Origin of the sequence: Tamlana crocina (assembly GCA_040429635.1) — a bacterium.
In the GTDB taxonomy this organism is placed as follows: domain Bacteria; phylum Bacteroidota; class Bacteroidia; order Flavobacteriales; family Flavobacteriaceae; genus Flavisericum; species Flavisericum crocinum.
On sequence record CP158972.1, the window covers coordinates 2,445,818 to 2,470,336 of the forward strand.

Below are 24,519 nucleotides of genomic sequence, written 5' to 3' on the forward strand. Positions count from 1 at the left end.
AATTTTATCATTCTTTCACGCAACTATTTTTAATTTATTCATCTAGTTAATGATTTAAAAAAAATATTGAATTATGAGAAAACCTATTTTATTAGTAAAAAGTTTAATTGCCGCAGGCGTACTATTTGTGAGTTGTGATAACAGTTCGGATGACATCCAATGCCCAGAAGCCATTTCAGGTGAATTGAGCGCTACCGAAACCACCTTTACCGGCACCTGGACATTACAAAGTATTGTTGCCGAAGATGAGATTGACCTTACCGACGACGATACGGACAATCCCAGCACCGATATTTACGGACAATTTACCGATTGTGAAAAAGACTTAGTTTACGAGTTTGGTAACGACCGAAGCTACACCTATTCTTTAGGAAAAACGGCAACCGGATGCAACAACGAAAACGAAGTATCGGGCACGTGGGAACTCAGCGAAACCGGCACTCTCAGATTTGTGGGCAACTGCACCAGCCAAGCTCTTGCCATTGATGTTAATGACGAAAATACTGCTTTTACATTTGAGGGTACTTACAATTTTACAGATGTAAACGGTACGACTATTAGCACTAAAACCTCATTTACTTATGCCAAATCGGAATAAGTTATTGGCATAAATTTTAATACTGGAAAACGAAGCTAGAAACGGCTTCGTTTTTTTGTTTTCGAAAAACTTAACATTTAACATAAATTCAACAACTTTTCTATTTCAGTCTAAAAATTCAATCACCTTTTTAATCAAACAATATTTGAATGCTTACCCCAATATTTTATCTTTGCAGCTTCAATTAGCATAAAACTTTATGAAGATTTCTTATAACTGGTTAAAGCAATTCATTAAAACCGATTGGACACCAGAACAAACCAGCGAACTCCTTACCGATTTAGGACTTGAAGTAGAAGGCGTAGAAAATTATCAATCTGTAAAAGGCGGACTGGAAGGCGTTGTTGTTGGCGAAGTATTGACTTGCGAAAAACACCCCAATGCCGATAAACTAAAAGTCACTACGGTGAACATCGGTAATGACGAGCCTTTACAAATTGTTTGCGGAGCACCCAATGTAGCAGCCGGACAAAAAGTTCCCGTTGCCACAATCGGCAGCACACTTTACACGGCAGATGGTGAAGCTTGGACCATTAAAAAAGGAAAAATAAGAGGCGAGGCCAGCCACGGCATGATCTGTGCCGAAGACGAATTGGGCTTGGGTAAATCGCATGACGGTATTATGGTTTTGGATACCGATTTGGAACCCGGAACACCTGCTGCCGATATTTTTGATATTGAAAACGACCATGTTTTTGAAATCGGGTTAACCCCCAACCGTGCCGATGCTATGAGCCACATGGGTACCGCTCGTGATTTAAGAGCCGGATTGGTACAAAAAGAAATCAATTTAGAGCTCATCACGCCATCAGTAAGTGCGTTTCGTGTAGACAATCGTACCCTAAAAATGGATGTGGATGTTAAAAATAAAGACCTTGCACCACGTTATTGCGGCGTTACCATTTCTGGGCTGCGGGTTAAAGAATCACCTGCTTGGTTAAAGCACCGCTTAAAAGCCATTGGCATTGAACCAAAAAACAATGTGGTTGATGCTACAAATTACGTACTTCATGATTTAGGACAACCACTACACGCTTTTGATGCTACTAAAATTATTGGCAACAAAATAGAAGTAAAAACCTTAAAGTCAGGCACTAAATTTACCACTTTAGATGGTTTAGAACGCGAACTTCACGAAGACGATTTAATGATTTGCAATGCTGAAAAACCTATGTGCATCGCCGGGGTTTTTGGAGGGATTGACTCGGGGGTTACCGAAAACACCACTAGCATTTTCTTGGAAAGTGCCTATTTTAACCCGGTGAGTATCCGTAAAACGGCCAAACGCCACGGATTGAATACTGATGCCTCTTTTCGTTTTGAACGTGGCATCGACCCCAATATTACGGAATACGCTTTAAAACGTGCTACGTTGCTCATTCAAGAATTGGCGGGCGGCGAAATCACCAGCGACATTGTTGATTTTTATCCCAACAAAATAAAGGATTTCGAAGTGCGTTTGAGTTTTGAAAACGCAAAAAAACTGATTGGTGAAGAAATTCCTAAGGAAACCATCAAACGTATTTTAACTTCTTTGGACATAAAAGTGAACAATGTTACCGAAACCGGATTGGGTTTAACCGTTCCAGCCTATCGTAACGATGTAGAGCGCGAAGCCGACATTATTGAGGAAATCTTAAGAGTTTATGGCTACAACAATATCAAAATTACCGAAAAGCTGAATGCCTCAATTTCGACCACCTCCCGTTTTGAGGATTATAAAGTACAGAACGTGGTAGGCAACCAATTGGTGTCGCAAGGCTTCTTCGAAATTATGGCCAATTCGCTTACTACACCAAATTACGTGGCTTTAAGCGAACAGTTAAAAGAAGAGCACAGCATAAGCATGCTCAACCCGTTGAGTAACGATTTATCGGTAATGCGCCAATCATTGTTGTTTTCTGGGTTAGAAGCCGTATCGTTTAACATCAATCGTAAACGTTCCGATTTAAAACTATTCGAATTTGGAAAAACCTATCATGGTTACAACGATAAACGTGAAGAATTCAAACATCTATCGCTTTTTATAACGGGCAACCAAAATGCTGAAAATTGGACCAATAGCGCTAAAAAAAGTGATTTCTTTTTAATGAAAGGGCTGATCGTTTCAATTTTAGAGCGTTTGGGCATTTCAAGATTCAAGGAAGCACCAATCACCAACGATTTGTTTTCTGAAGGCTTGACTTTAGGTTTAGGTAAAAACAAATTGGTCGATTTCGGATTGGTAAAAAAATCCGTTTTAAAACATTTCGATATTTCACAGGAAGTCATTTATGCTGATTTCAACTGGGATGCTATTTTAGATTTAGTGAAGCACAATAAGATTAAATTCACCGAAATACCTAAATACCCCGAAGTACGACGAGATTTTGCATTGCTTCTGGACGATAACGTTACTTTTGAATCGATATACAATATTGCCAAACAAAGTGAAAAGCAGCTATTAAAAGCTGTTAACTTATTCGATGTTTATCAAGGTAAAAACTTACCAAAAGGCAAAAAAAGTTACGCGGTGAGCTTTACGCTTCAAGACGACAAAAAAACACTTACCGATAAGCAAATCGATAAAATAATGAACAAGTTGCAAAGCAATTTTGAAAAACAACTTGGTGCAGAATTACGCTAGAATTATAGAAGTATGAGAGGCTTTTTTATTACTGTACTGCTGTGTTTTTCGGTGTCTGTTTCTGCTCAAAACGATACTCTCAAAAAACCGGTAGACAGCCTCTCGCGGTGGAAACTGTTAAAACACGATGCTAAATACACTTGGCAAAGTGTAAAGCATTCTGTTTCTCGTCCGGCACATTGGAAAGGTAAAGATTTTAAAACGCTCGGTTTTTTAGTGGCGGGAACCCTTGCCCTGTCATCCATCGACGAACCTGCAAACCAATTTTTTAAAAGGCAAGACGCTAAAGCCCCACAGCTGGTTAAGGATTTTGGTTGGTATTTTGGAAGCCCGCAGAACTATTTTATGGTCAATGCTGGCCTGTACGGTGTGGGTTTGATCACCAAAAGCGAAACCATCCGAAAAACCAGCGTACTTATCATTTCATCATCGGTAACCACAGGCCTTATACAAAGTTTCGCAAAAAATGCCATTGGCCGCGCGAGGCCCAATTCGGGTTACGGTGCTTTTGATTTCAAGCCGTTTTCTCCCGAAGGTGCTTTTCACTCCTTTCCATCAGGACATACCATTTTATCGATGACCATGGCACACTCTATTGCCAAACAATTCAATAGTACCTGGGCAAAAGTCGCCACTTATTCCATAGGTTCAATCATACCGCTTTCCAGGCTTACTGCAAATGCCCATTGGGTAACCGACACCGCTTTTAGTGCCGCCATTAGCATTATTGTGGTCGATTGCATAGACCGATTTCTTAACAACACTAAAGTTTATAGTGCCGCGAATAGAGATTCGAAAAAAATATCTTGGCGATTGGCTATTAAGCCCAATCAAATTGGTTTAGTGGGAAATTTTTAACCGACAATGTTTCCGAAATTGTAGCTCTTTTCAATAATTTTTAGTAAATTAGAGAGTGAACGAAGAAAACGGAATGCCATGTCGAACTACATTAAGATTTTCACTGGAGATTACGCCATGGTGCAACGTATTGTTGCTGCTCTGGAAAGAGAGGACATTATTCCCGTGGTGAAAGATGAGTCAGACTATGGATTGGCCCCCATATTTGGGTCGACAAATGCTTCACTCCATCAAATATCGGTACATAAAGACGAAATAGAAAAAGCCCTGCCCATTGTGGAGCATTTAACTTCGGAACTTGAAGCTTAATACAAATATTAAATTGCTAATATATCCCTCTTTTTAAAAACGTAAAACCTTAAAACCCTATAGCCATGTCAAACTACATTAAAATATTTTCGGGAAGTTTTATTGAAGTGCAACGCATTTTTACTGAGTTGGAAAAAATCAATATTTGCGCCATTATTAAGGATGAATCGGAATCTGCTAGACTGGCTGGCTTTGGAACTTTTGGTCAAGGTTTTCAAGAAATCCATGTTCATAAAGATGAACTGGTCCGGGCAATAAAAACTGTTAAGAAGTTAACTGTCGAATTGCAGGAGTGATAATAAATTCCATTTAAAACAAAAAACCTCGAAGTTGAACTTCGAGGTTTTTTGTTTATAATAGATTTACAAATTAAGCTGTAACCGCGTACATTTTTTCACGCAATTCCTTAATTTTTTTGTCTTGCATATAATCATCAAATGTGGTGTAACGGTCTATCACTCCATTCGGTGTAAGCTCCACCACTCGATTGGCTACGGTTTGTGCAAACTCATGGTCGTGTGTGGTAAACAACACAGTACCTTTAAAGTTTTTAAGCGAGTTGTTAAACGCCGTAATACTTTCTAAATCTAGGTGGTTGGTTGGTTCATCCAGCATCAAAACATTAGCTCTTTGCATCATCATTCGTGATAACATACATCTTACTTTTTCACCTCCCGATAATACTGATGATTTTTTAAAAGCCTCTTCCCCACTAAAAATCATTTTCCCTAAAAATCCGCGAATGTTAACTTCTTCTCGTTCTTCTTCGGTTTTTGCCCATTGGCGCAACCAGTCGATAAGATTTAGGTCATTGTTAAAATATTCACTATTATCTAAAGGCAAATAAGATTGTGTAGTGGTAACTCCCCAAGCAAACTTACCGGCATCGGCTTTTTCTTTGTCGTTCAAAATTTGGTAAAACGCGGTGGTAGCCCTCGAATCTCTTGAAAAGACTACTACCTTATCGCCCTTGGCTAAATTCAAATCGATGTCCTTAAATAACACATCGCCATCCAACGATGCTGACAATCCTTCAACATTCAAAATTTGGTCGCCAGCTTCACGCTCACGTTCAAAAATAATGGCAGGATAGCGTCGGCTAGTTGGGCGTATATCGGCAACATTAAGCTTATCAATCATTTTCTTTCTACTGGTAGCCTGTTTACTTTTGGCGACGTTAGCAGAAAAACGACGGATAAACTCTTCCAATTCCTTTTTCTTTTCCTCTGCTTTTTTGTTTTGTTGTGCGCGCTGTTTTGCCGCTAATTGCGACGACTCGTACCAAAACGTATAGTTACCGGAATAGTGATTTATTTTTCCGAAGTCGATATCTGAAATATGCGTACAAACGGCATCCAAAAAGTGACGGTCGTGCGATACGACAATCACACAGTTATCGTAATTGGCCAAAAAATTCTCCAACCACGAAATGGTTTCGTAATCCAAATCGTTGGTAGGCTCATCCATAATCAGCACATCGGGGTTTCCAAAAAGCGCTTGTGCCAATAAAACACGTACTTTTTGTTTACCATCCAGATCACTCATCATGGTGTAGTGCAAATCTTCTTTGATGCCCAAGTTTGAAAGCATAGCGGCCGCATCGCTATCGGCATTCCAACCGTTCATTTCTTCAAATTCAACTTGAAGCTCTCCTATTTTTTCAGCATTTTCATCACTATAGTCAGCATAAAGTGCGTCAATTTCCGTTTTAATTTTAAATAACGGCTTATTTCCCATCAATACCGTTTCCAGTACCGTATGCTCATCGTACAAATTGTGCTCCTGCTCTAACACCGACATGCGTTTTCCGGTTTCAAGCGACACATGGCCAGAAGTGGGCTCCTGCTTTCCAGAAAGAATTCTTAAAAATGTAGATTTTCCGGAGCCATTGGCACCAATAATTCCGTAGCAATTGCCATTGTTAAACGTGGTATTCACCTCGTCGAAAAGAACACGTTTTCCAAACTGAACCGAAAGATTTGATACTGATAACATATAGGATTTTTTATTTTTTTGCAAAAGTAGAGAATTACATTGGTAAGACGAAACTTCGCTACTCAATTATTTTATTCATCATTTCATAATTAGCACTTTTTTTAGGTTATTTGTACCAATTATATACTGCTTTGATTAGGAAACATTTAACAACGCATTAACAAGACTTTATAAATACAAGATATACTTTTGCTTTAAAGAATAGACTCTCACGACGGATTTATGAAGCTTTACACTGCCTTTATTTTTATACTGATTACTGTTTTAGGCTGTAAAAAGGAAAATGACAACCTTGCCAATTACGCCTATTTTGGTGGTGAAATTATAAACCCCAACACCAACTACGTTGTACTATCTAGAAATGAAACAGTTATAGACACCGTTAAGCTGGATGGCAGAAACCGATTTTTATATAAAATTGATGATTTACAACAAGGCCTTTATACGTTTAGGCACGGTGGTGAATTCCAAATGATTTTACTTGAGCCACAAGACAGTATCCTGTTTAGGCTTAATACTCTGGAGTTTGATGAATCGTTGGTGTTTACCGGTGAAGGCGATAAAAAAAACAACTACCTCATTAATGAATTTTTAGAAAACGAAAAAGAGGAAAAACAAATTGTTAGACTCTGTCAATTAAGTCCAGAGGCCTACAAAAACCATGTCGATTCCTTAAAATCTATAAGGGTAAAGGCTTTGGAGCACTTTAAAAGCAAGCACAAACCTTCTGATTTATTTTTGAAAATCGCCGAATCGAACATTAATTATAGCTATTACTCCAATAAAGAGGTCTATCCGTTTGTGCACTACGGGCAGGATAAAGTGGCTATTTTAAAATCTTTGCCTAATGATTTTTATGCTTACCGGAAAGATATCAATTACAACGACGAGTTTTTAAGTTCTTATTACAATTATATCACTTTTTTAAGACATCATTTTAGCAACATGTCCTTAAAAATGTTTGACGAAAATTGCACTACGGAAAATTTCAGTAGAAAATCGTTATGTTACAACTTAAACAGACTCAATTTAATTGACAGTTTGGTTGAAAACCCAGATACCAAAGAAGATTTGTTGTACCATTTTACCATGCGATTTTTATCTAAAAGTAAAAATGAACACGACAACAATGAAATTTTAAATTCTTATCTAGAAAAAAGTAATAACCAAAAGCAAAAGGATATGATGGTGCACTACACCAAATCCTTAAACGCTTTAAAAGAAGGATCTAAACTTCCTATTGTCGATGTAGTGAGCTACAACAACAAAACGACAAGCATCAACAAATTGGTAAACAAACCTACAGCGATTACATTTTGGTCTCAGGTGTATTACGATCATTTTAAGGAATCGCATTATAAAATCAATGAGCTAAAAACCAAATATCCAGAGGTTAATTTTATCGCTATAAATATTGATAAGTGCGGTGTTGAAAAAGCTCAAAAAATGCTTGAAGGCTACCAATTTGATCAAACTAACGAATACAAGCTTAAAGACGCCAAGAAAGGTAAAGAAGTATTGGCTATATACCCTATGACCAAAACTATTATTTTAGACAAACACTCTAAAATTATAAATAGCCATACCAACATTTTTTCTTCGCACTTTGAAGAGCAATTATTGGGATTAATAAACCAATAGACTGACGGTTACAGATTGTAGTGATTCATCAAAATTTTTTCATAAACCTTATCGGGTAAAATCCGTTTCAGCACAATTGAAAATTTCTGCATAAACTCCCCTACTTTGTAGTGCCCCTTTGGTTTTGGCGTGTTGATGATGTTATAAACCGCTTCTGCCATCAGATTCGGGTTGCTGCCGCTATCAACATGTTCATTCATTAATTTTAGTGTATTCCCATAAGGCTTTTTATACGGTGAATCATCTAAAAGTGGGGCATGATAGCGTCCTGCGGCAATGTTGGTTGCAAAATCGCCGGGAGCCACATTAGTCATTTCAATATTAAAATCTTTCAATTCCATTCTAAACGCTTCGGTTAATAGCTCTAGCGCTCCTTTGCTGGCACTGTAAACACCTCGATATGGCAAACCCATATAACCCGCTATTGAAGTGATATTAATTATAAGTCCAGAATGTTGTTTCCGCATTTGCGGCAACACAGCTTTAATCACATTTATGGGGCCAAAAAAATTGGTGTCGAAATTGTTTTTTATCTCTGCTTCGGGAATTTCTTCAATAGGGCCAGTAATACCCGAACCAGCATTGTTAATCACCACATCCAATCGGTTTTCTTTCGAAATGATTTCTGCAACTGTTTGTTTAATAGTATCTTTATCCTTCACGTCCAAAGTCAAAATAGGGAACTGGCTGTTTTTATATTTCTCAGGATTTCGGCTAGTACCATAAACTTTAAACCCTTTTTCGGTTAAAAACTCCCCCATAGATTTTCCTATTCCAGAAGAACCTCCGGTAATTAAAACAACTTTAGACATTGATGAAAATTTTGAAGTTAAAGGTGCAATAAACTAAAAAATCTTGATTCGCATAAGCTTTCAAGATTTAAATTTATTGCACAAAAAAAGGCAAGCTACCTACATCACACCGCTACGACCATTTACCTTTGCTTCGTTCCCGACCTGGAGGATTCAACAGGAGCTGGTTGTGTAGGACTTGCCGAGTGCAAAGATACAACCTTTTAAAACTTTCGCAATGATTTTTTAAACTGATTTTTAATAAATATCTTGCCTAAAATTACATTTTAAACCATGATAAGATTCAAATATCTCACAATCATATTTTTAAGCGTGCTAACTTTTGGTTGCGGCTCTAACACCGGAAATAAAAAAAGTGATTTTAGTATCACCACCAACGCTAAAAAGGGTAATATTTCAGATTCTGAAACCCTAAAATTCACTTTAGAAAACAAAAAAGAACACCAAATCGATTCGGTTATCTATTCCGTTGATAATAAAAAGATAGCCCCTAACCTAGCTTTAAATGACTTCAAACTGGGTGAACATACCATCACTGCCAACGTATACTATAACGGTGATAAACAATCAACGGTATCATCACAAATTACCATTTTGAGTAGCCAAACACCTAAAATTTACAAGTTCAAAATTATAAACGAGTACCCTCACGATATTACCTCTTACACTCAGGGCATCGAATTTTATAACGATACGCTTTATGAAAGTACTGGCCAATACAAAGAATCTAAACTTCGGAAAGTAGATTACAAAACGGGTGAAGTGCTTAAAAACATCAACTTGGCCGATGAGTATTTTGGTGAAGGGCTCACTATTTTAAACAACAAGGTTTTTCAGCTTACATGGCGAGAAGGTGCCGGCTTTGTTTACGACGTTAACACCTTTGAAAAATTGGAAAATTTTAAATACGGAAACAGCAAGGAAGGCTGGGGACTTTGTAACGATAACGACATTATTTACAAAAGTGATGGCTCGGAAAAAATCTGGTCGCTAAACCCTGAAACTTTGGTGGAGGAAGATTACATTCAAGTATGTACCAACAAAGGAAAAATTGTGGGCATTAACGAACTGGAATGGGTCAACGGAAAAATTTATGCCAACCGCTACCAAAAAAACGGGGTGGCCATCATCAACCCTAAAAATGGGGCAGTTGAAGGTGTCATTGATTTTACACCTCTAAAAAACAAAGTAACCCAACACCAAGGTTTGGATGTACTTAATGGTATTGCTTACAACCCAAAGACCAAAACCATTTTTGTTACCGGAAAGCGATGGGATAAATTATTTGAAGTTGAAATTGTCGAACAATAAATCTTTTTCATTTTTTTATATTTTTTGACTGGTTTTCACCTCCAATTCCACCCAAAAATTAAGCTTTATAAAGTATCTTTGTAGTGTTACTTTAAAGCCTTCTCCATGGATAATTTAGATGCCGCAAGATTGCAAATGGCATTTACCCTCATTTTTCACATTGTATTTGCTTGTATTGGTATGGTTATGCCGTTTTTTATGGTTATTGCACATAAAAAATGGCTCAACACCAGAAATCCCATCTACCTAAAACTCACAAAATCGTGGCAAAAAGGGGTTGCGATTTTCTTTGTTACAGGAGCTGTTTCCGGAACGGCACTCTCTTTTGAACTGGGTTTACTCTGGCCCGAATTTATGAAATATGCCGGCCCCATTATTGGCATGCCCTTTTCGTTGGAAGGCGCGGCCTTTTTTGTGGAAGCTATTGCCCTCGGGTTTTATCTCTACGGATGGGATAAAATCCCAGAAAAATTCCATTGGTTTACAGGTGTTATTGTGGGCCTCTCGGGAGTGGCTTCCGGTATTTTGGTAGTTTCGGCCAATGGTTGGATGAACGCGCCATCAGGTTTCGATTATATCGATGGGCAATTTCTAAACATAGACCCTGTCGAGGCCTTTTTCAACCCTGCTTGGTTCACACAAGCCTTGCACATGACTTTGGCCGCTTTTACGGCTACTGGTTTTGCCGTGGCCGGAATTCACGCCTATCAAATTTACAAGCAACGACAAGTTGAATTACATAAAAAAGCCTTTAAAATAGCCATTACCTTTGGTGCTGTTGCCGCTATTTTACAACCTATAAGCGGTGACCTTTCAGCTAAAGACATTGCCAAGAGGCAACCCGTAAAACTCGCGGCTATGGAAGCTCATTACGAAACGCAAAAAGGAGCACCTTTGTACATTGGCGGTATTGTGGATGCAGAAAACAAAACCGTTTCGCATAAAATTGAAATTCCAAAAGCGCTATCTTTTTTAGCCTTTGGCGATTTTGATGCCGAAGTAAAAGGCCTCAACGATTTTCCCGATGATGTAAAGCCCAATGTACCCATGGTACATTATGCCTTTCAAATTATGGTGAGCATCGGTACTTTGCTTATGGTTGTTGGTGGTTTATTTTTCATTAGTTTAAAAAGAAAATCGTGGTGGAATAAAAATTGGTACTGGCTATTATTTGCCATACTCGCTCCATTTGGATTCATTGCTTTGGAAGCCGGATGGATTGTTACTGAAGTGGGCCGCCAACCATGGATAATCCACAATGTGATGCGCACCAAAGATGCCGTTACCCCAATGCCAGGAATGATTTACAGTTTTTACTTTTACCTTTTCCTTTACGGTATACTTACTATTGCCGTAACTTGGTTGATGGCGCGCCAAATCAAATCGTTAAACACTTCAAAAACTGCTTAATATGCTATACGTCGTTCTCTTTTTCTTATTGGTGTCTCTGCTACTTTACGTGATATTGGCTGGAGCAGATTTTGGAGCAGGCATTGTTGAATTGTTTTCTTCAGAACAAAACCAAAAAATCACCAAAAAAACAGTCTACAGCGTTATGGGCCCCGTTTGGGAAGCAAACCACATTTGGATCATCATTTTAGTGGTTGTGCTTTGGGTGGGGTTTCCGGAGTTTTACAATGTTTTGGTCGTGTATTTGCACATACCGCTCACTCTGGTTTTACTGGGAATAACTATGCGTGGCGTGGCGTTTGTATTCAGGCATTATGATGCTTACAAAGATAAATCTCAGATTGTATATGACTGGATGTTCCGGATTTCCAGTTTTGTGACCCCTATTTTTTTGGGAATGACCGCTGGTGCTATGATTTCCGGCGAATTGATTATCACTGAAAACTACACCGATTACTCGTTTGCTGAACTTTTTGTAAATCCGTGGTTAAACGGGTTTTCCATTTTGGTGGGACTCTTTTTTGCTGCCCTATGCGCTTTCCTCACGTCAATTTTACTTATTGGTGAAACCAACGAAACCAATCGACCTATCTATGTTAAAAAATCAAGAATAGCCAATATTACAGTTATTGTTTTAGGCTTTATCGTGCTTAGCTACGGAATGATTTTTGAAATTAAATTCGTCACCGATTTTTTGAAAAACCCATACACTATCGGTCTTGTGGCGCTATCGGGAGTTTTAATTTTCCCACTGATGAAAAGTATAAGAAACGCTAGGCAAATAGTAAGTAGAGCCTTGGCTGGAATTCAAGTTATTCTCATTATTTTGGCTGCACTGAATACCCATTACCCTAATTTAATTATTGCTTCGAACACCGAAATGAGCATTATTGAAACTGCTGCTACCGATAGCACAATAAATGTTTTGGGCATTTCATTAATCATTGGCGGACTCATCATTCTCCCCGGTGTATTCCACCTTTTCAAATCGTTTAAAATGATTAAAATTTTAGAGTAACAAATCTAAAACTTCAAAATCTCATTTAACAAAAAATGGTATCGATTTTATTTCTCGATACCATTTTTTTATGATACAAATTTAATGCCTTATGCACTAATGAATCTAAACCTAATTAAAACCTAACCGAAACTTTCCCTCTTAAAAAGAACGGCGAACCTGGTGTAAAGTGGATTTCCTCAACAGAATCGGGCTCGTTAAACAATCTACTTTCCGTAGCAAATTGTGCTTCGTTCCATTCGGTATCAAAAAGGTTTTCAACAATCAATCCGAACGTCCAATTATTAAGTGTATAATTCAAATTCAAATCGGTAACGAAATAACCTTCGGCTACAATGGAATTATCTTCATTGGCCGGACGGTCTTTAATATATCTGTAATTGATCCCTCCGGAAAAGTTTTTCCAGTCTTTGATACTCAATCCACCAGTTGACGTAAAATCTGGTGCCAAAGGAATATAATTTTCACCATCTGGATCTTCACTGCTTCGGGCATAGGTATAATTCAAATCGGTGTTGAAAAACAGCCAATCATTAAGTTGATAACGCACTCCAAAATCAACACCATAACGTTCGGTTTTTCCGCTGGGCTCCACAATTCCGGCATCGCCAACGTAAACGAATTCCTGTTGCAAGAATAAGTTCCAAAGCGCTGCATTAAACACCAATCGGTTTTGCGGTTTATAAATCACCCCTAAATCACTTCCAAAAGAGGTTGGTAAAATCTTCTCGCCACCATTGGCCACTACCACCCTAGTATCGTTGGAATGGTAACCCAATCCTGTTTTAGCGAATAATTGCAACTTTGGCGAAGCGGCATAAATAACATTTAATTTCGGGCTCACCTTCGTTTTATTTTCACTTTTGTTGTCGTAGGCTTCGGTGAGTAAGTTTTCGTAATCGAACTTAAAATAATCAAGCCTTACGCCCGGATTCAGCGTCCAATTTCCTGTTTTATAATTTAAACTAGCAAATGCAAAAGCGTTCAACTCATCCACATTCCCTAAAGCCAATCGCTCTAAAACGGTTTGTCGGTTCAATGTTTTCGATAATTGTACATCGTTAACATCGTCGTACCTAAATCCTGTTCCCAATTCATATCTTAAATGCGAATTGCTATTTTTTAAATGAATAGCATGGTCGTAAACCGACGTAGCCCCAATAATAGTTCTATTTTCCTTTTGATGGATTTGATCGCCATTTACAGGGTCTTCCAAGAAAAATGTGAAGTTTGAAAACAGTTCAAAATCGTATTTAGACACATAAGCGTTGGTCTTAATTTTAGAATGTGCATCCAACTGCTTCGAGTGGTTTACCCAAATATTGCTTCGGCTGGTATTGCCGCCCTCGGTATCGTCAATCGCTCCAAAACGGCCAATCAAACCCTGCTCAACAGCCCTAACGGGAATTTGCCCCGAAGCATCCCATTTACTTTGAAAATGTGACACCGACAAATTCAACTCTTGGTCTTGGTGGTTGTTGAAATGATAACGCCCCATAACATTCAATCGGTTGAAATTTTGTGGCGACTCAAACACGCCATCAGACAGCATCAATTCTGAAGCTACATAGGCACTGCTATGTTCTTCCTCTAAAATTTTTGTCATAACCAATGCCCTCAAGGTACTAAACTGCCCAGCTTCCACCGATACCAAATTATCTTTAATTGCTTTTTTTGTGCCAATATCCACATAGCCAGCCGTGTTGAAATTGCCCTTATTGGCGTAATAGCTTCCTTTGGCAAAATCGATATTATCAATCGTTTCGGGGATGATAAAATGCATATCGGAATAGCCTTGTCCGTGTGCATGCGATACCATGTTTACGGGCATGCCATCCACATTTATGGCAATGTCGGTACCATGGTCAATATCAAAACCACGCAAAAATATCTGCTCGGCCTTTCCGCCGCCGGCATGCTGGCCAATCATTAAACCAGGAACTTTTCGAAGTATTTCCTGTGAAGATTTAACCGGGTTGGTTTTTAGATCAACATCCAAAAAGGTACTCAGTACATTGGGCTTCGACACGATTAAAACCTGATCTAATGATGCGGGCGATTCTTTCAATGCTACTATAATTTTTGTTGAAAGCTGAACTTCGGTGATTACAATCGAAGTGTTTTCGTAACCCAAACTGTAAAAAAAGATTTCGTCATTTAATGCCACATCATCCAACTCAAAATAGCCAGAAATATTGGTATAGGTATAGGCGCCATTGGTTTTGTTATAAACACCAACGCCCTGAATGGGTAATCCTTTTTCTTTTGAAACGACTGTGCCGCTAATTTCGTGGGCACTTAAAATTGAAATAGAAAATAAAAACAAGGTAAAAAGGACAGTACTCTTTGACCTTTGAAATCTCTTTTTGAATAGTTGCATGGTTTGATTTATTATGAATTAAAATATGTTTTAAGAAAAGTGGAGTCATTAATTATGCCTCATGCTTTGCTTTAAACTACCTACGAAAAAAGCATTACGTGGGTTTTTTAATTTTATAAAATTCCTGCAAATATATTCTTTACGTAGAATTGAGCAGCCCAAAAACCCCTAAAAAATGCTTAAAAAAGCCCGTACCGAAAACGGGCACGGGCAAATTATTTTTTTGTTTAACTGATGAGTCATCAATGGTGCACGGGGTCCTGGGTACAGGGGCAGTTGCTGATGCCCTGCAGGAAGTCCAGCCCGATGGTCACCACGTGGGTACCGGAGTTGTAGCCCGAAAGGTCGTTGGTGGTAATCTGGTAGGCGTAGCCAAAATAGAAAATCGACTTTTTGAAACCCACCATGGGGCCAACATTCAACGGTTTGAAAAACTGGTCGTTCAAGAAACGGTACGATATGCCCGCCCAATAATAATCTTCGTAGCGGTTGTACTTCCTGAACTTAAAATTGACATCGGTACTGGAGCGCTTGTCGCTGCTGAACATTTGCATGAACATGCTGGGCTCAAACTCCAATCCGCTCTTCTTTGGCCCCCTAAAGGTATAGCCCGTATAAAACTGGTAGTTCAACAGCAGGCTGGGCTCTAGTTTTCTTAAGTCTTGATCAAAGTCTTTGTCTAGTAGATTGTTAACATTAAAGCTCAAAAAGTAGCCCTTCAGCCTGAACAGTGCACCTACATCGAAATTGTGGTTGGTTGTTCTTCTTTCATCGGTTACAGATGCATCAAAATCAATAGGTACACCTTGATCATTATATGAAATAAAATTACTTGTGTCTATCCTAAAATTGTTAAGATTGTAAGAAATCCCCAAGGAAAGGTACATCTTCGAATAATAATCCAAAATGAGGTGGTGCGCGAACGAAAATTTAGCACCCGTCTGGATGGTGTTCCCATTGCGGTCGTTGTAAAGGGAAAGCCCCACACCGGTACGTTCTGCAATCCTAACGTCGCCATAAAACGATTGGTTGTCTGGTGCGCCCTTTATGCCTACCCACTGTGTGAGTCCGTTGGCCCGTAGCTTAACGTTATCGCCGATACCGGCATAAGTGGGCGATACCACAAAATTATTGTCGGCCAGATATTGGGTAAACACCGGCAGGTTTAGCTCCTGGCCAAAACTGGTGGTCAAGGCCAAAAGCAGAACGTATATGGTTAAGGTTAATTTTTTCATGTTGCTCTTTTTTGAGGGATTTGCCAACTTCATTATCTATACAGTGTAAAGTGACCAACAAAATCGCGGTCGTCTTTCGGGTCGTTCAGTTTCACGACGTACCAATAATCGCCCGTGGGCAGTTCCTTGCCGTTGTACTTACCGTCCCATTTATCATCTACGTTCAGTGTGGCAATTTTTCTTCCGTAACGGTCAAAAATATCAAAGGTCATATTTCGGTACTGGCTGGTACAACCGGGGCCCCATCCGCCATTCTGCGGTACGAAATAGTTGGGGATGCACACATCGATATATTCAAAATACCGTGTAGCACTCGCCGTACATCCGTTGCTATCGGTCACGGAAACCGTATAGTCGCCAGATTCGTAAATGGTGAAGGTACTTTGGCTTCCGTACGACTCGCCGTTCAGCGTAAACTCGTAAGGTTCTGCGCCACCCGTTGCAACGGCAACAATTTGGTTGATTTCACCATCATCAATGGCCAATTGCAGTTGTTCAAACTGTTCCACATCGAACAAAGGCGTACGTTGAATACAGCCGTTGGTGTGCCTCACGTCGATATAATGGCCCACACCCGCAGGCACATCAATAAACATATTGCTCGCTTGGTACGTTCCACCATTTAAAGAATAATCCAATTCAGCAGGATCAACACTTTCATCTACCGATACAGTAACGGTATTGGTGGAAATATTGTTGACACAATCGAACACCACTTCGGCAACGGGATTTATTGCCACCGATTCCGGGAAAGTAATGTTCCATTCGGTCTCGCAGCCCAAAGCATCTCGAACATAAACGATATGGTCTCCACCAGCCAATCCGGTAAAATCGAACTGGGTCTGTGCGGGTGCGCCCGTAGTGTATGTCCCATTGTAATCATCCAAACTCACGCTATAAGGCATATTTCCTCCTGAAATTTCAATACTGAACTCACCGTTCATATCGCCCGAACATACTTCGGGAATAATAGAATTTGGCACGATGCTAAGCACTACGGGGACGGCATCTTCAATAGTGAAATCGTAAAGTACGAAACAGCCCATTTCATCTTGCGCCATGGCTTGGTAATCGCCAGGAGCTAAGTTTTCAAAAACAGGATCGTCGAAAAATTGGTTCAACTGTGGGGAAATGGCATATTTTATAATGCCCGTTCCTCCTGCTGCAGTAATTTCCAGTCGACCGTTGTTAGTACCTGGACAGGTTACATTACTGGCAACAAAATTTGCTGTTAATGGCGTAGCCGGTTCACTGATTGTAACCTGAGCGCTAGTCACCAAACAATCCCCACTTTCTACCTCAACTTGGTAATCGCCAGCAGGTAATTCGGTAAATACCCCTGGACTGTCTTGGGTTACCGGAGTGATGTCATTTCCAGCCGCATCCTGTAGCGTATAAACATAATTGCCCAAGCCGCCCTGTGCTTCTGCCACGATAACTCCCGTAACATCCCCAGCGCAATTAATTTTAGCATTTGAAGTATCTAAATTAACTACTAAATCTGGAAGCGGGTCGATGGTTATTTCGTTGGAAACGGCTCCCGAACAACCATTGGCATCACGCACATAATATTGGTAAGTGCCATCGGAAACTGGGAAAGTCACCGATGTGGTGAATGTGCCGATAACCGTAACAAAGTTTGCCGTGGTGCTATATTCATAACTGCCCATACCGCCCGTGGTGCTCAAGGTCAACGAGGCGTCGGTTAAACAGGTCGCAGAAGTTTCTTTTACCAGATCCACTTCAATGGGCGTAGGCTGATCGATAACAATATCCGTAGAAACAAATTCACAGTTATAACCATCGGTAACCGTTACGTTATAGGTCCCTGCCCCCAAATTATTGAATACTGGGTTGGTTTGCGGGCCTGATGAATTTACCGTTGGCGCTACCCTATTCAGTGTATAGGAATAATTGCTGCCCTGACCTCCACTGGCTGAAACCGTAATGGACGCGTTATCATCTCCGAAACAATCCAACATGGCAGCGCTAGCTGAAACCGTGGCACTGATTGGAGTAGGTAAACTTAAAGTAATACTTTCTGAAACAACACAACCACCGGCATCGCGTACGTTAACGGTATAATTACCTGCCGATAAATTGCTGAATGTTCCGTTGGAAGAATAGGCTACCGTTGCCGCTCCCGTAAGTTCGTATTCATAGGTGCCCCATCCGCCGTTGGCCACGGCCGAAATGGTGCCCATCCCATCATCACAGGTCACGTTCGAAGTCTCATCGACAGCCAAAGTTAATGCTTCCGAAGGTGAATTGATTGTTACATTAGAGGTGGCCGAACAGAATGGTGTTGCTGTTTCGGTGATTACCACCGTAAATGTTCCAGCAATCATTCCATTAACAACCATCGGGTTTGTACTCGTATTGGCTGCTACAGGTCCAGTTACCGAGTTTCCTAAACTATCGAAAACCTCATAATTGTATGTTCCGCTATAGCTGTCCACATTAATTTCAAACGAACCATTATTATCACTAAAACAAGTTACCGCTGTTGGTGTAGTTGTGAATGTAGGTGGTGCTGCCTGCTGAACTACGATTGAGGCATCTGCTGTACACGATGTATTGACGTCGGTTATGGTAACCGTGTAGGTTCCTGATGGCACTCCAGAAAACACATTGCCAGCTAGACTAATAGAAGCCGGGCTAGGACTAATGCTATAATTATAGCTTCCTGAACCTCCAGAGCCCGTAACGGTAATTTCGCCATCGTCATCATTACAAGTCGCTATGGCTGTTACTTCAGGCACTAAATCAATCGGTGCAACAATGTCTACAGAAACTAGATTTCCGCAGCCATTCGCATCACGCACTTCAACAGTATGGTTACCAGATGCCAAATTTGAAATGGTAAATGGTGCGCTACGTGTTTGGAAAGCCCCTCCATCAATACTATAACTGTAAGGTGCCACTCCCGAAGTTGGTAAAGTAACGTCGATTTCGAAATTTCCTTCGGTAGCCGTACACAAATTATTTGTAGAAGCCGCTACAACCGGTATTGGATCTGAACCTAGATTGATAACAGCTGTGGAACGGATACAACCATAAGCATCCATAACATGTACATAATAATTGCCAGCATCGGCGTTAAACACACTATTGGATGCCCATGACGGGTCGGTATCCAACGGTGGGGTTGCCGAAGTGGTCATTTGGTAAAGGTACGGCGGTGTTCCATCTTTGGCTACCGCACTAATAACACCCGAATTCGGGTTACAATTCGCATTTTTATCAACAGAACCTGTAATACTTAACTCGATAGCTGATTGGGTAATATTGAACGGCCCAGAAACAATGCTACAACCTGCATTGGTCGCCCCAGCCTGTTCGGTAATGACAACCACGTAATTACCGAAATCTAGATTGCCTAAATCGTTTATTTGCAAGGTTCCGTTGGCCGGTACAGTACCGGTGCCCGATACGCCCGTTGTAACCAAGGATTGCGAATGGAATATTTCATAGGATACATCGGTAGCAGCACCGTAAATACTGTTGATATCGAAACTGACATTGCCATCGGCACTTCCCACACAAGTGATGTTGTTCGGTACCAAAGCACTAATGCCTAATTGGGAGTTGGTTGGGATGGACGTATCGGCCGTTTCGTAATAATAACATTGGGTTGCCTCATCGTACACGATAAAGGTATAAGTAGCTCCAGGAATTAAATTCGTAAACGTGGTGCTTTCGCTTCCGGCAGGGATTTCGTCCTGCCAGGTGCCCACTCCAGGGTAACTCATGCCCGGCCCAGTGTAGATGGCAAAATGGTATGGTCCTGAACCAGATAACGGTGTACCAATGGTTACTGTCGCCGAACCTCCGGTTGAACAATCCGCTGGTGGTGAAAAAGTTGCAATGTTCAAATCGTCTGGCGGCGATGCCACCAAAATATCCTGTTCAATCACCGAACAGCCATTGGCATCCGTAATGATGATTTCATAAAGCCCGAAATCCACAACCTCAAAAACCTGAATGCCTCCCGTTTGGTTGGAAATTTCCTGGTCATAACCATTTACACCCGTAACGTGATAGGAATAATTGGGCGTTCCGCCGCTCACCGAATTAATGATTATTCTTCCTAAGGAAACGCCCCCTGCCTGACATGAAACAGGGTCTACATCAAAATCCAACGCAATCGGGGTCGGTTCATTGATGGTTATCGTTTCGGTATCGGTACAGGAATTGGCATCGGTGAGTGTAATGGTATAGTCGCCCGCTGTCAATCCAGAGGTTTGCGTACCATAATCCGTTCCCGTTGTATTGTTGAAGACATTGATGGTAAACGCAGGAGTGCCCACGCTGTTATTGATATTCACCTGAATGGCAGCATTGCTGTCGCCGCTACATAAAATGGGCTGCGTTTGTACTACGGAATTGATTTCTGGCAACGAAATCGCATTGATAGTCTGCACGCCGGTCTCGACCGTACAGTTGTTCGCATCCGTTATAAGGAATTGATATGTTCCATCGGTTGACGCAGTGTGCACAAAACTGTTTCCTGTTACTAAAGTTGTACTTCCGTAGGCGCCTCCGTTAAATGATACTTGGTACGAAAATGGCGCGGTTCCACCAGAAATATTTGTACTAATAATCCCGTCTGGTGAAGTAGTACAATCTAAACTTTTTGTGATAACCGTATTTGCTGTCAAAGCTGGCAACGGTGCTATAGTAAATGATTCGGAATAACTACAATCATTAGCGTCGCGAACCTCAAAAGTATAGGTATCTGGAGCTAATCCTGTAAATGTACTGGAGCTTTGGAAAGTTGTTGCCGTTGGAGAAACTATTCGATACTCCAAAGTTGGAGTTCCTCCAGTTACAGTTAATGTAACATCAGAAGTCAATGCCGGACAGCTTAATGGTGTGGCATTAAAATCTAAATTTGTTGGCGGATCCAAAGCGTCAATCGTTGCAGGAGTAGTGATAAAAGTACAGTTGCTAGCATCGCGGATGGTAATGGCATAATTCCCTTCAGTCAAGCCCGAAAATGTGTTCCCCGATTGAAAGTTCACACCGTCTAAACTAAATTCATAAGGTGCGGTTCCACCTGTCACACTTGAAACTGTAATTTCGCCTGTGGTGACACAATTATATGGCGTAGTTACGTTGGCAGTACCTGAAATAGCTGTTGCAGAAGTTATGGTAACCGTTTGTGGGGCAGTCTCACAAACATCGGACCCCATAGTGTAGCGCACGACCACATCGTAATTCCCCGCTGTAAGTCCGTTGAAGACTGATGAATTTGAATAGCTTGTACCGTTGTCAATGCTATATTCCAAAATGTTGCCGTTGGGGTTGGTAACATTGATTTCGATAGCCCCAGAATTGGCATTTTCCGCACAAGAGATGTCGGTCTGCGATACCGTGAAATCCGGTGCTGGAGTTGCTTCCACTGAAATAGTAGTTTCAGCCGAACAGTTATTGGAATCAATTACCAAAATATCGTAATCACCAGCGGTTGTCACTGGAATTATTGGCGTACTTTGGAAATCGGTGCTGCCATTTACATAGTAATAGTAAGGTGCCGTTCCTCCAGTGGGATACACTGTTATTTCTCCATCGGTACATGTAAGTGGATTGGTTAATGCCGCTGTAACTTCCAATAAAGGTGGTTCAATAATTTCCACATCAACAGAACCTGCACAGCCATCTTCGGTTGAAACGTTTACAGTATAATTGCCTGGATTCAAATTTTCGAATCTATAATCGCTTTGGGAAATTGGCCCCACACTATTTACAATGGTTACCCCATCATATAACGCAAAGAAATACTGAGGTCTTACATCATTTGCAGCCACCGATATACTTCCCTTTTCACCATGACAAAAAGGTTGCGTAACGATGGACGAAATGGTAAAATCCCTGTTGCGGATCTGTACATCTGGCACAGAGAAAATACAAGGATTTGGACTAACACCTATTTGCCTAATATAAACGGAATACAAGTTTGCCGTAGTCACTGAAAATGTATTGCTAGATTGGTAATTCACACCGTCAATACTATACTCATACCCGCTAGGCACTCCCCCAACAACAATTTCACCGGGAGTATTACAATAAATATCTCGTGAAGTTACTGTTGGCTCCAATAAATTACTATAAACGTTAAAATAAAACTGATTGAAACATCCACCTGTATAATTTAAAGTCAATCGGTATTGACCTGCTGTATCAACCAAAAAATCTGGACCAGTTTCAACTTGGTTCCAAGTACAACCGGGGTCTTCGTTGGCGCAATCTTCATTGGCAACGGCAGAACAACTGGTTTCATCAAGAATTTCCCAAATCATTGATGTAGCATCGGTAATTCCGGTTTCTATATTTCTGGAATCGTTGGCTCCACATAAAAATATGTTGGGTAGTTGTTTTCCATCGTTAGGGCAAGTCACCACTTCATCTGCATAAGGAATAACCGGGTTTTCAACACCTGCTCCATAAGTAACCACTTCAAAAACCTGATCGATGGATTGGCAAGGTGCCGTTGCAGCGTTATGAACGTAATACGTGCCCACTTCGGTAACCGTAATAGATTGCGTATCGCCTATAACAGGTGTCCCCGATGGGCTTGTAGACCAAGTATAAGAGTCGTAACCGCTTCCTGCAGTTAACTGAACATTATCACCACAAAGGATAACTTCCTCTTCAAAGTCACAATTTAAATCCGCTAAAAAATTAGTTGCTCCGGGAGAAAGCAAACAACCAACATTAGTTGCGTAACTAGGATCGTTTGATATTGTAAAATTAGGGTTTATTGTACCTTGGTAAGTAGCAAAAGCTTGATTACTGATGATATTCGAACAGGCATCATTCAACAAACTACACGAAGACACCACAGTTACTTTAAAACGTATTTCGGAAACAGGATCGTTTTCCTCAACGACAGAGCGGTCTACACTAAATACAATTTCACGTGTTGTCTCATCATAACTTTGTACGCTAACCCCTGTAGGTAGCACATCTAAATCGGTTGGGTAATTGAATACAATATTTTCTGGGAGAATATCCCTAATAATTAAGTTAGTAGCGTCGTCATTTCCTGTATTTTGAAAACCGATAGTATAATAAAGCTCATCTCCCAAATTTACAAGTTGATTACCAATATCGTTGCCCATTTCATCCTCAACGATTTTGGTTAAAACGATATTTGGTGCAATAATTTCAATCGCAAACGCACTAAAATAGAAGTAATAAATATCGGTATTAGTACCTAACTTTATAGTGGCAGACGTATCGCCGTTATCAATCACGTTGTTTCCAGGGTTCGGTATACTAACTATTCCGGCATCGAACCCTAGAGTATTTGAACTCGTAGGGTTTCTATCGGTAAATAGAACCGGGGCATTTGTAGCTGGGTCGATAATTGACACCGAACTATTGAAAAAGTTGTTGCTTGGGCGAATGGTGTTCCCCGATGCATCTGTGGCACTAATTCTGGTGCCGTTAATTTCTAAATAATCGTTGGTCCATCCTCTATCGCCTTCAATGGCCGAAAAGGCATATTTGGCCCTAACAGGACCAACAGGTATGGTTTTAAAGCCATTAATTAAAAAACTGGCTTCGTTATTGGGAGCACGGTTGTTAATTTTAGTAAATCCATCGAATGATGTAATGTACTGACTTGGCATTGTTGGATCTTCATAAATAACAAAAAGTGACCAGCCGGCCGACAAACCTTCTTGATTATATCCGTCGCCATCTCGCATCATTTGTGAAGTCATTGATGAAATATCTGCCACCATATATTCACCTTCTGGATCAGCCAATCCTGCTAGCAAATTAGTGACGTCATGATAATAAACATAGGCATTCGAGTTCCGATCATTACTCGAATTTTGGTAATACACCTGTGTTCCGGTAATATCAATATATGAGCTGCTGCCCGGTATTTTAAATTTTATATTTTCTCTTGGGGTATCTCCCTCTACCACGGCACTCCAATACAAACCGGCATATGCGATTTGGTAACAGTTACTGTCGCTTGGAATATCCAACTCGGCCATACTCGAGTTAAACGTTGAGGCATCTCCATCAATATCAACGTATACCATACTGCCTCGGTAAGTACTACTTTCATTGTTTCGGGTTCCGTTGTAAGGATTGGTTTGGTGCACACCAATGTTACTGTTACCAATTAAAAGCATATCGCCTTTGATAGCATCATCATAACGGGGCACAAAAGGCTCTAAATTTTGACCAATGGTTTGCATGCTGAATAACAACAGTAGGATTTGCATACCCTTGATGAGTAAAGTAGGTTTTTTCATGGTGGTTATATTTAACATTTCTTTTCTCATTGGGGCTTTTCAAAAAGAAA

Annotated in this window: 14 protein-coding genes and 1 other RNA gene; 9 read left to right on the forward strand and 6 right to left on the reverse strand. The window is 40.4% G+C overall.

What is annotated here, in order from left to right:
- The first annotated feature begins 73 nt into the window (after positions 1 to 73).
- From ABI125_10895 to ABI125_10915, 5 genes are all read left to right on the forward strand, one after another.
- Positions 74 to 598 carry a DUF5004 domain-containing protein gene (locus ABI125_10895; protein ID XCF05230.1) on the forward strand — a complete coding sequence of 175 codons (525 nt, stop codon included), beginning with the start codon at positions 74 to 76 and terminating at the stop codon, positions 596 to 598.
- Positions 599 to 797: 199 nt separating this feature from the next.
- On the forward strand, positions 798 to 3,224 hold the full coding sequence (gene pheT / locus ABI125_10900) for a phenylalanine--tRNA ligase subunit beta (protein XCF05231.1): 2,427 nt from the start codon (positions 798 to 800) through the stop codon (positions 3,222 to 3,224).
- A 12-nt stretch (positions 3,225 to 3,236) separates the two neighbouring features.
- Positions 3,237 to 4,082: a phosphatase PAP2 family protein gene (locus tag ABI125_10905; protein ID XCF05232.1), complete on the forward strand. Its 846-nt coding sequence runs from the start codon at positions 3,237 to 3,239 to the stop codon at positions 4,080 to 4,082.
- A 78-nt stretch (positions 4,083 to 4,160) separates the two neighbouring features.
- A complete protein-coding gene (locus tag ABI125_10910; protein XCF05233.1) occupies positions 4,161 to 4,391 on the forward strand; it encodes a DUF2007 domain-containing protein in 231 nt (76 codons plus the stop codon).
- 65 nt (positions 4,392 to 4,456) lie between these two features.
- A complete protein-coding gene (locus ABI125_10915) occupies positions 4,457 to 4,687 on the forward strand; it encodes a DUF2007 domain-containing protein (protein XCF05234.1) in 231 nt (76 codons plus the stop codon).
- A gap of 73 nt (positions 4,688 to 4,760) precedes the next feature.
- Here ABI125_10915 and ABI125_10920 read toward each other — a convergent pair whose 3' ends face one another.
- Complete coding sequence (locus tag ABI125_10920) at positions 4,761 to 6,386, reverse strand: ABC-F family ATP-binding cassette domain-containing protein (protein ID XCF05235.1); 1,626 nt, start codon at positions 6,384 to 6,386, stop codon at positions 4,761 to 4,763.
- Between the two features lie 222 nt (positions 6,387 to 6,608).
- On the opposite strand from ABI125_10920, the gene ABI125_10925 reads away from it, so the two are divergent.
- Positions 6,609 to 8,027, forward strand: coding sequence for a hypothetical protein (locus ABI125_10925; protein XCF05236.1), 1,419 nt, complete (start codon positions 6,609 to 6,611; stop codon positions 8,025 to 8,027).
- An 8-nt stretch (positions 8,028 to 8,035) separates the two neighbouring features.
- Here the strand turns inward: ABI125_10925 and ABI125_10930 are convergent, their stop codons facing one another.
- Both ABI125_10930 and ffs read right to left on the reverse strand, forming a co-directional pair.
- Positions 8,036 to 8,839, reverse strand: coding sequence for an SDR family oxidoreductase (locus ABI125_10930; GenBank protein ID XCF05237.1), 804 nt, complete (start codon positions 8,837 to 8,839; stop codon positions 8,036 to 8,038).
- An 85-nt stretch (positions 8,840 to 8,924) separates the two neighbouring features.
- Positions 8,925 to 9,023, reverse strand: an RNA gene (ffs, locus tag ABI125_10935) — signal recognition particle sRNA small type.
- A gap of 89 nt (positions 9,024 to 9,112) precedes the next feature.
- Between ffs and ABI125_10940 the strand changes: the two genes are divergently transcribed.
- The 3 genes from ABI125_10940 to ABI125_10950 all read left to right on the forward strand — a co-directional run bounded on the left by ABI125_10940 (position 9,113) and on the right by ABI125_10950 (position 12,578).
- Positions 9,113 to 10,150: a glutaminyl-peptide cyclotransferase gene (locus tag ABI125_10940; GenBank protein XCF05238.1), complete on the forward strand. Its 1,038-nt coding sequence runs from the start codon at positions 9,113 to 9,115 to the stop codon at positions 10,148 to 10,150.
- Between the two features lie 105 nt (positions 10,151 to 10,255).
- The gene (locus ABI125_10945; protein XCF05239.1) at positions 10,256 to 11,560 is read left to right on the forward strand and encodes a cytochrome ubiquinol oxidase subunit I; all 1,305 of its coding nucleotides are present in this window, start codon (positions 10,256 to 10,258) and stop codon (positions 11,558 to 11,560) included.
- A 1-nt stretch (position 11,561) separates the two neighbouring features.
- Positions 11,562 to 12,578 carry a cytochrome d ubiquinol oxidase subunit II gene (locus ABI125_10950; protein XCF05240.1) on the forward strand — a complete coding sequence of 339 codons (1,017 nt, stop codon included), beginning with the start codon at positions 11,562 to 11,564 and terminating at the stop codon, positions 12,576 to 12,578.
- A gap of 115 nt (positions 12,579 to 12,693) precedes the next feature.
- Here ABI125_10950 and ABI125_10955 read toward each other — a convergent pair whose 3' ends face one another.
- The 3 genes from ABI125_10955 to ABI125_10965 form a co-directional block, all read right to left on the reverse strand.
- Positions 12,694 to 14,958, reverse strand: coding sequence for a TonB-dependent receptor (locus ABI125_10955; protein XCF05241.1), 2,265 nt, complete (start codon positions 14,956 to 14,958; stop codon positions 12,694 to 12,696).
- Between the two features lie 242 nt (positions 14,959 to 15,200).
- Positions 15,201 to 16,193: a type IX secretion system membrane protein PorP/SprF gene (locus tag ABI125_10960; GenBank protein XCF05242.1), complete on the reverse strand. Its 993-nt coding sequence runs from the start codon at positions 16,191 to 16,193 to the stop codon at positions 15,201 to 15,203.
- A 32-nt stretch (positions 16,194 to 16,225) separates the two neighbouring features.
- Complete coding sequence (locus ABI125_10965; protein ID XCF05243.1) at positions 16,226 to 24,469, reverse strand: T9SS type B sorting domain-containing protein; 8,244 nt, start codon at positions 24,467 to 24,469, stop codon at positions 16,226 to 16,228.
- Positions 24,470 to 24,519 lie beyond the last annotated feature (50 nt).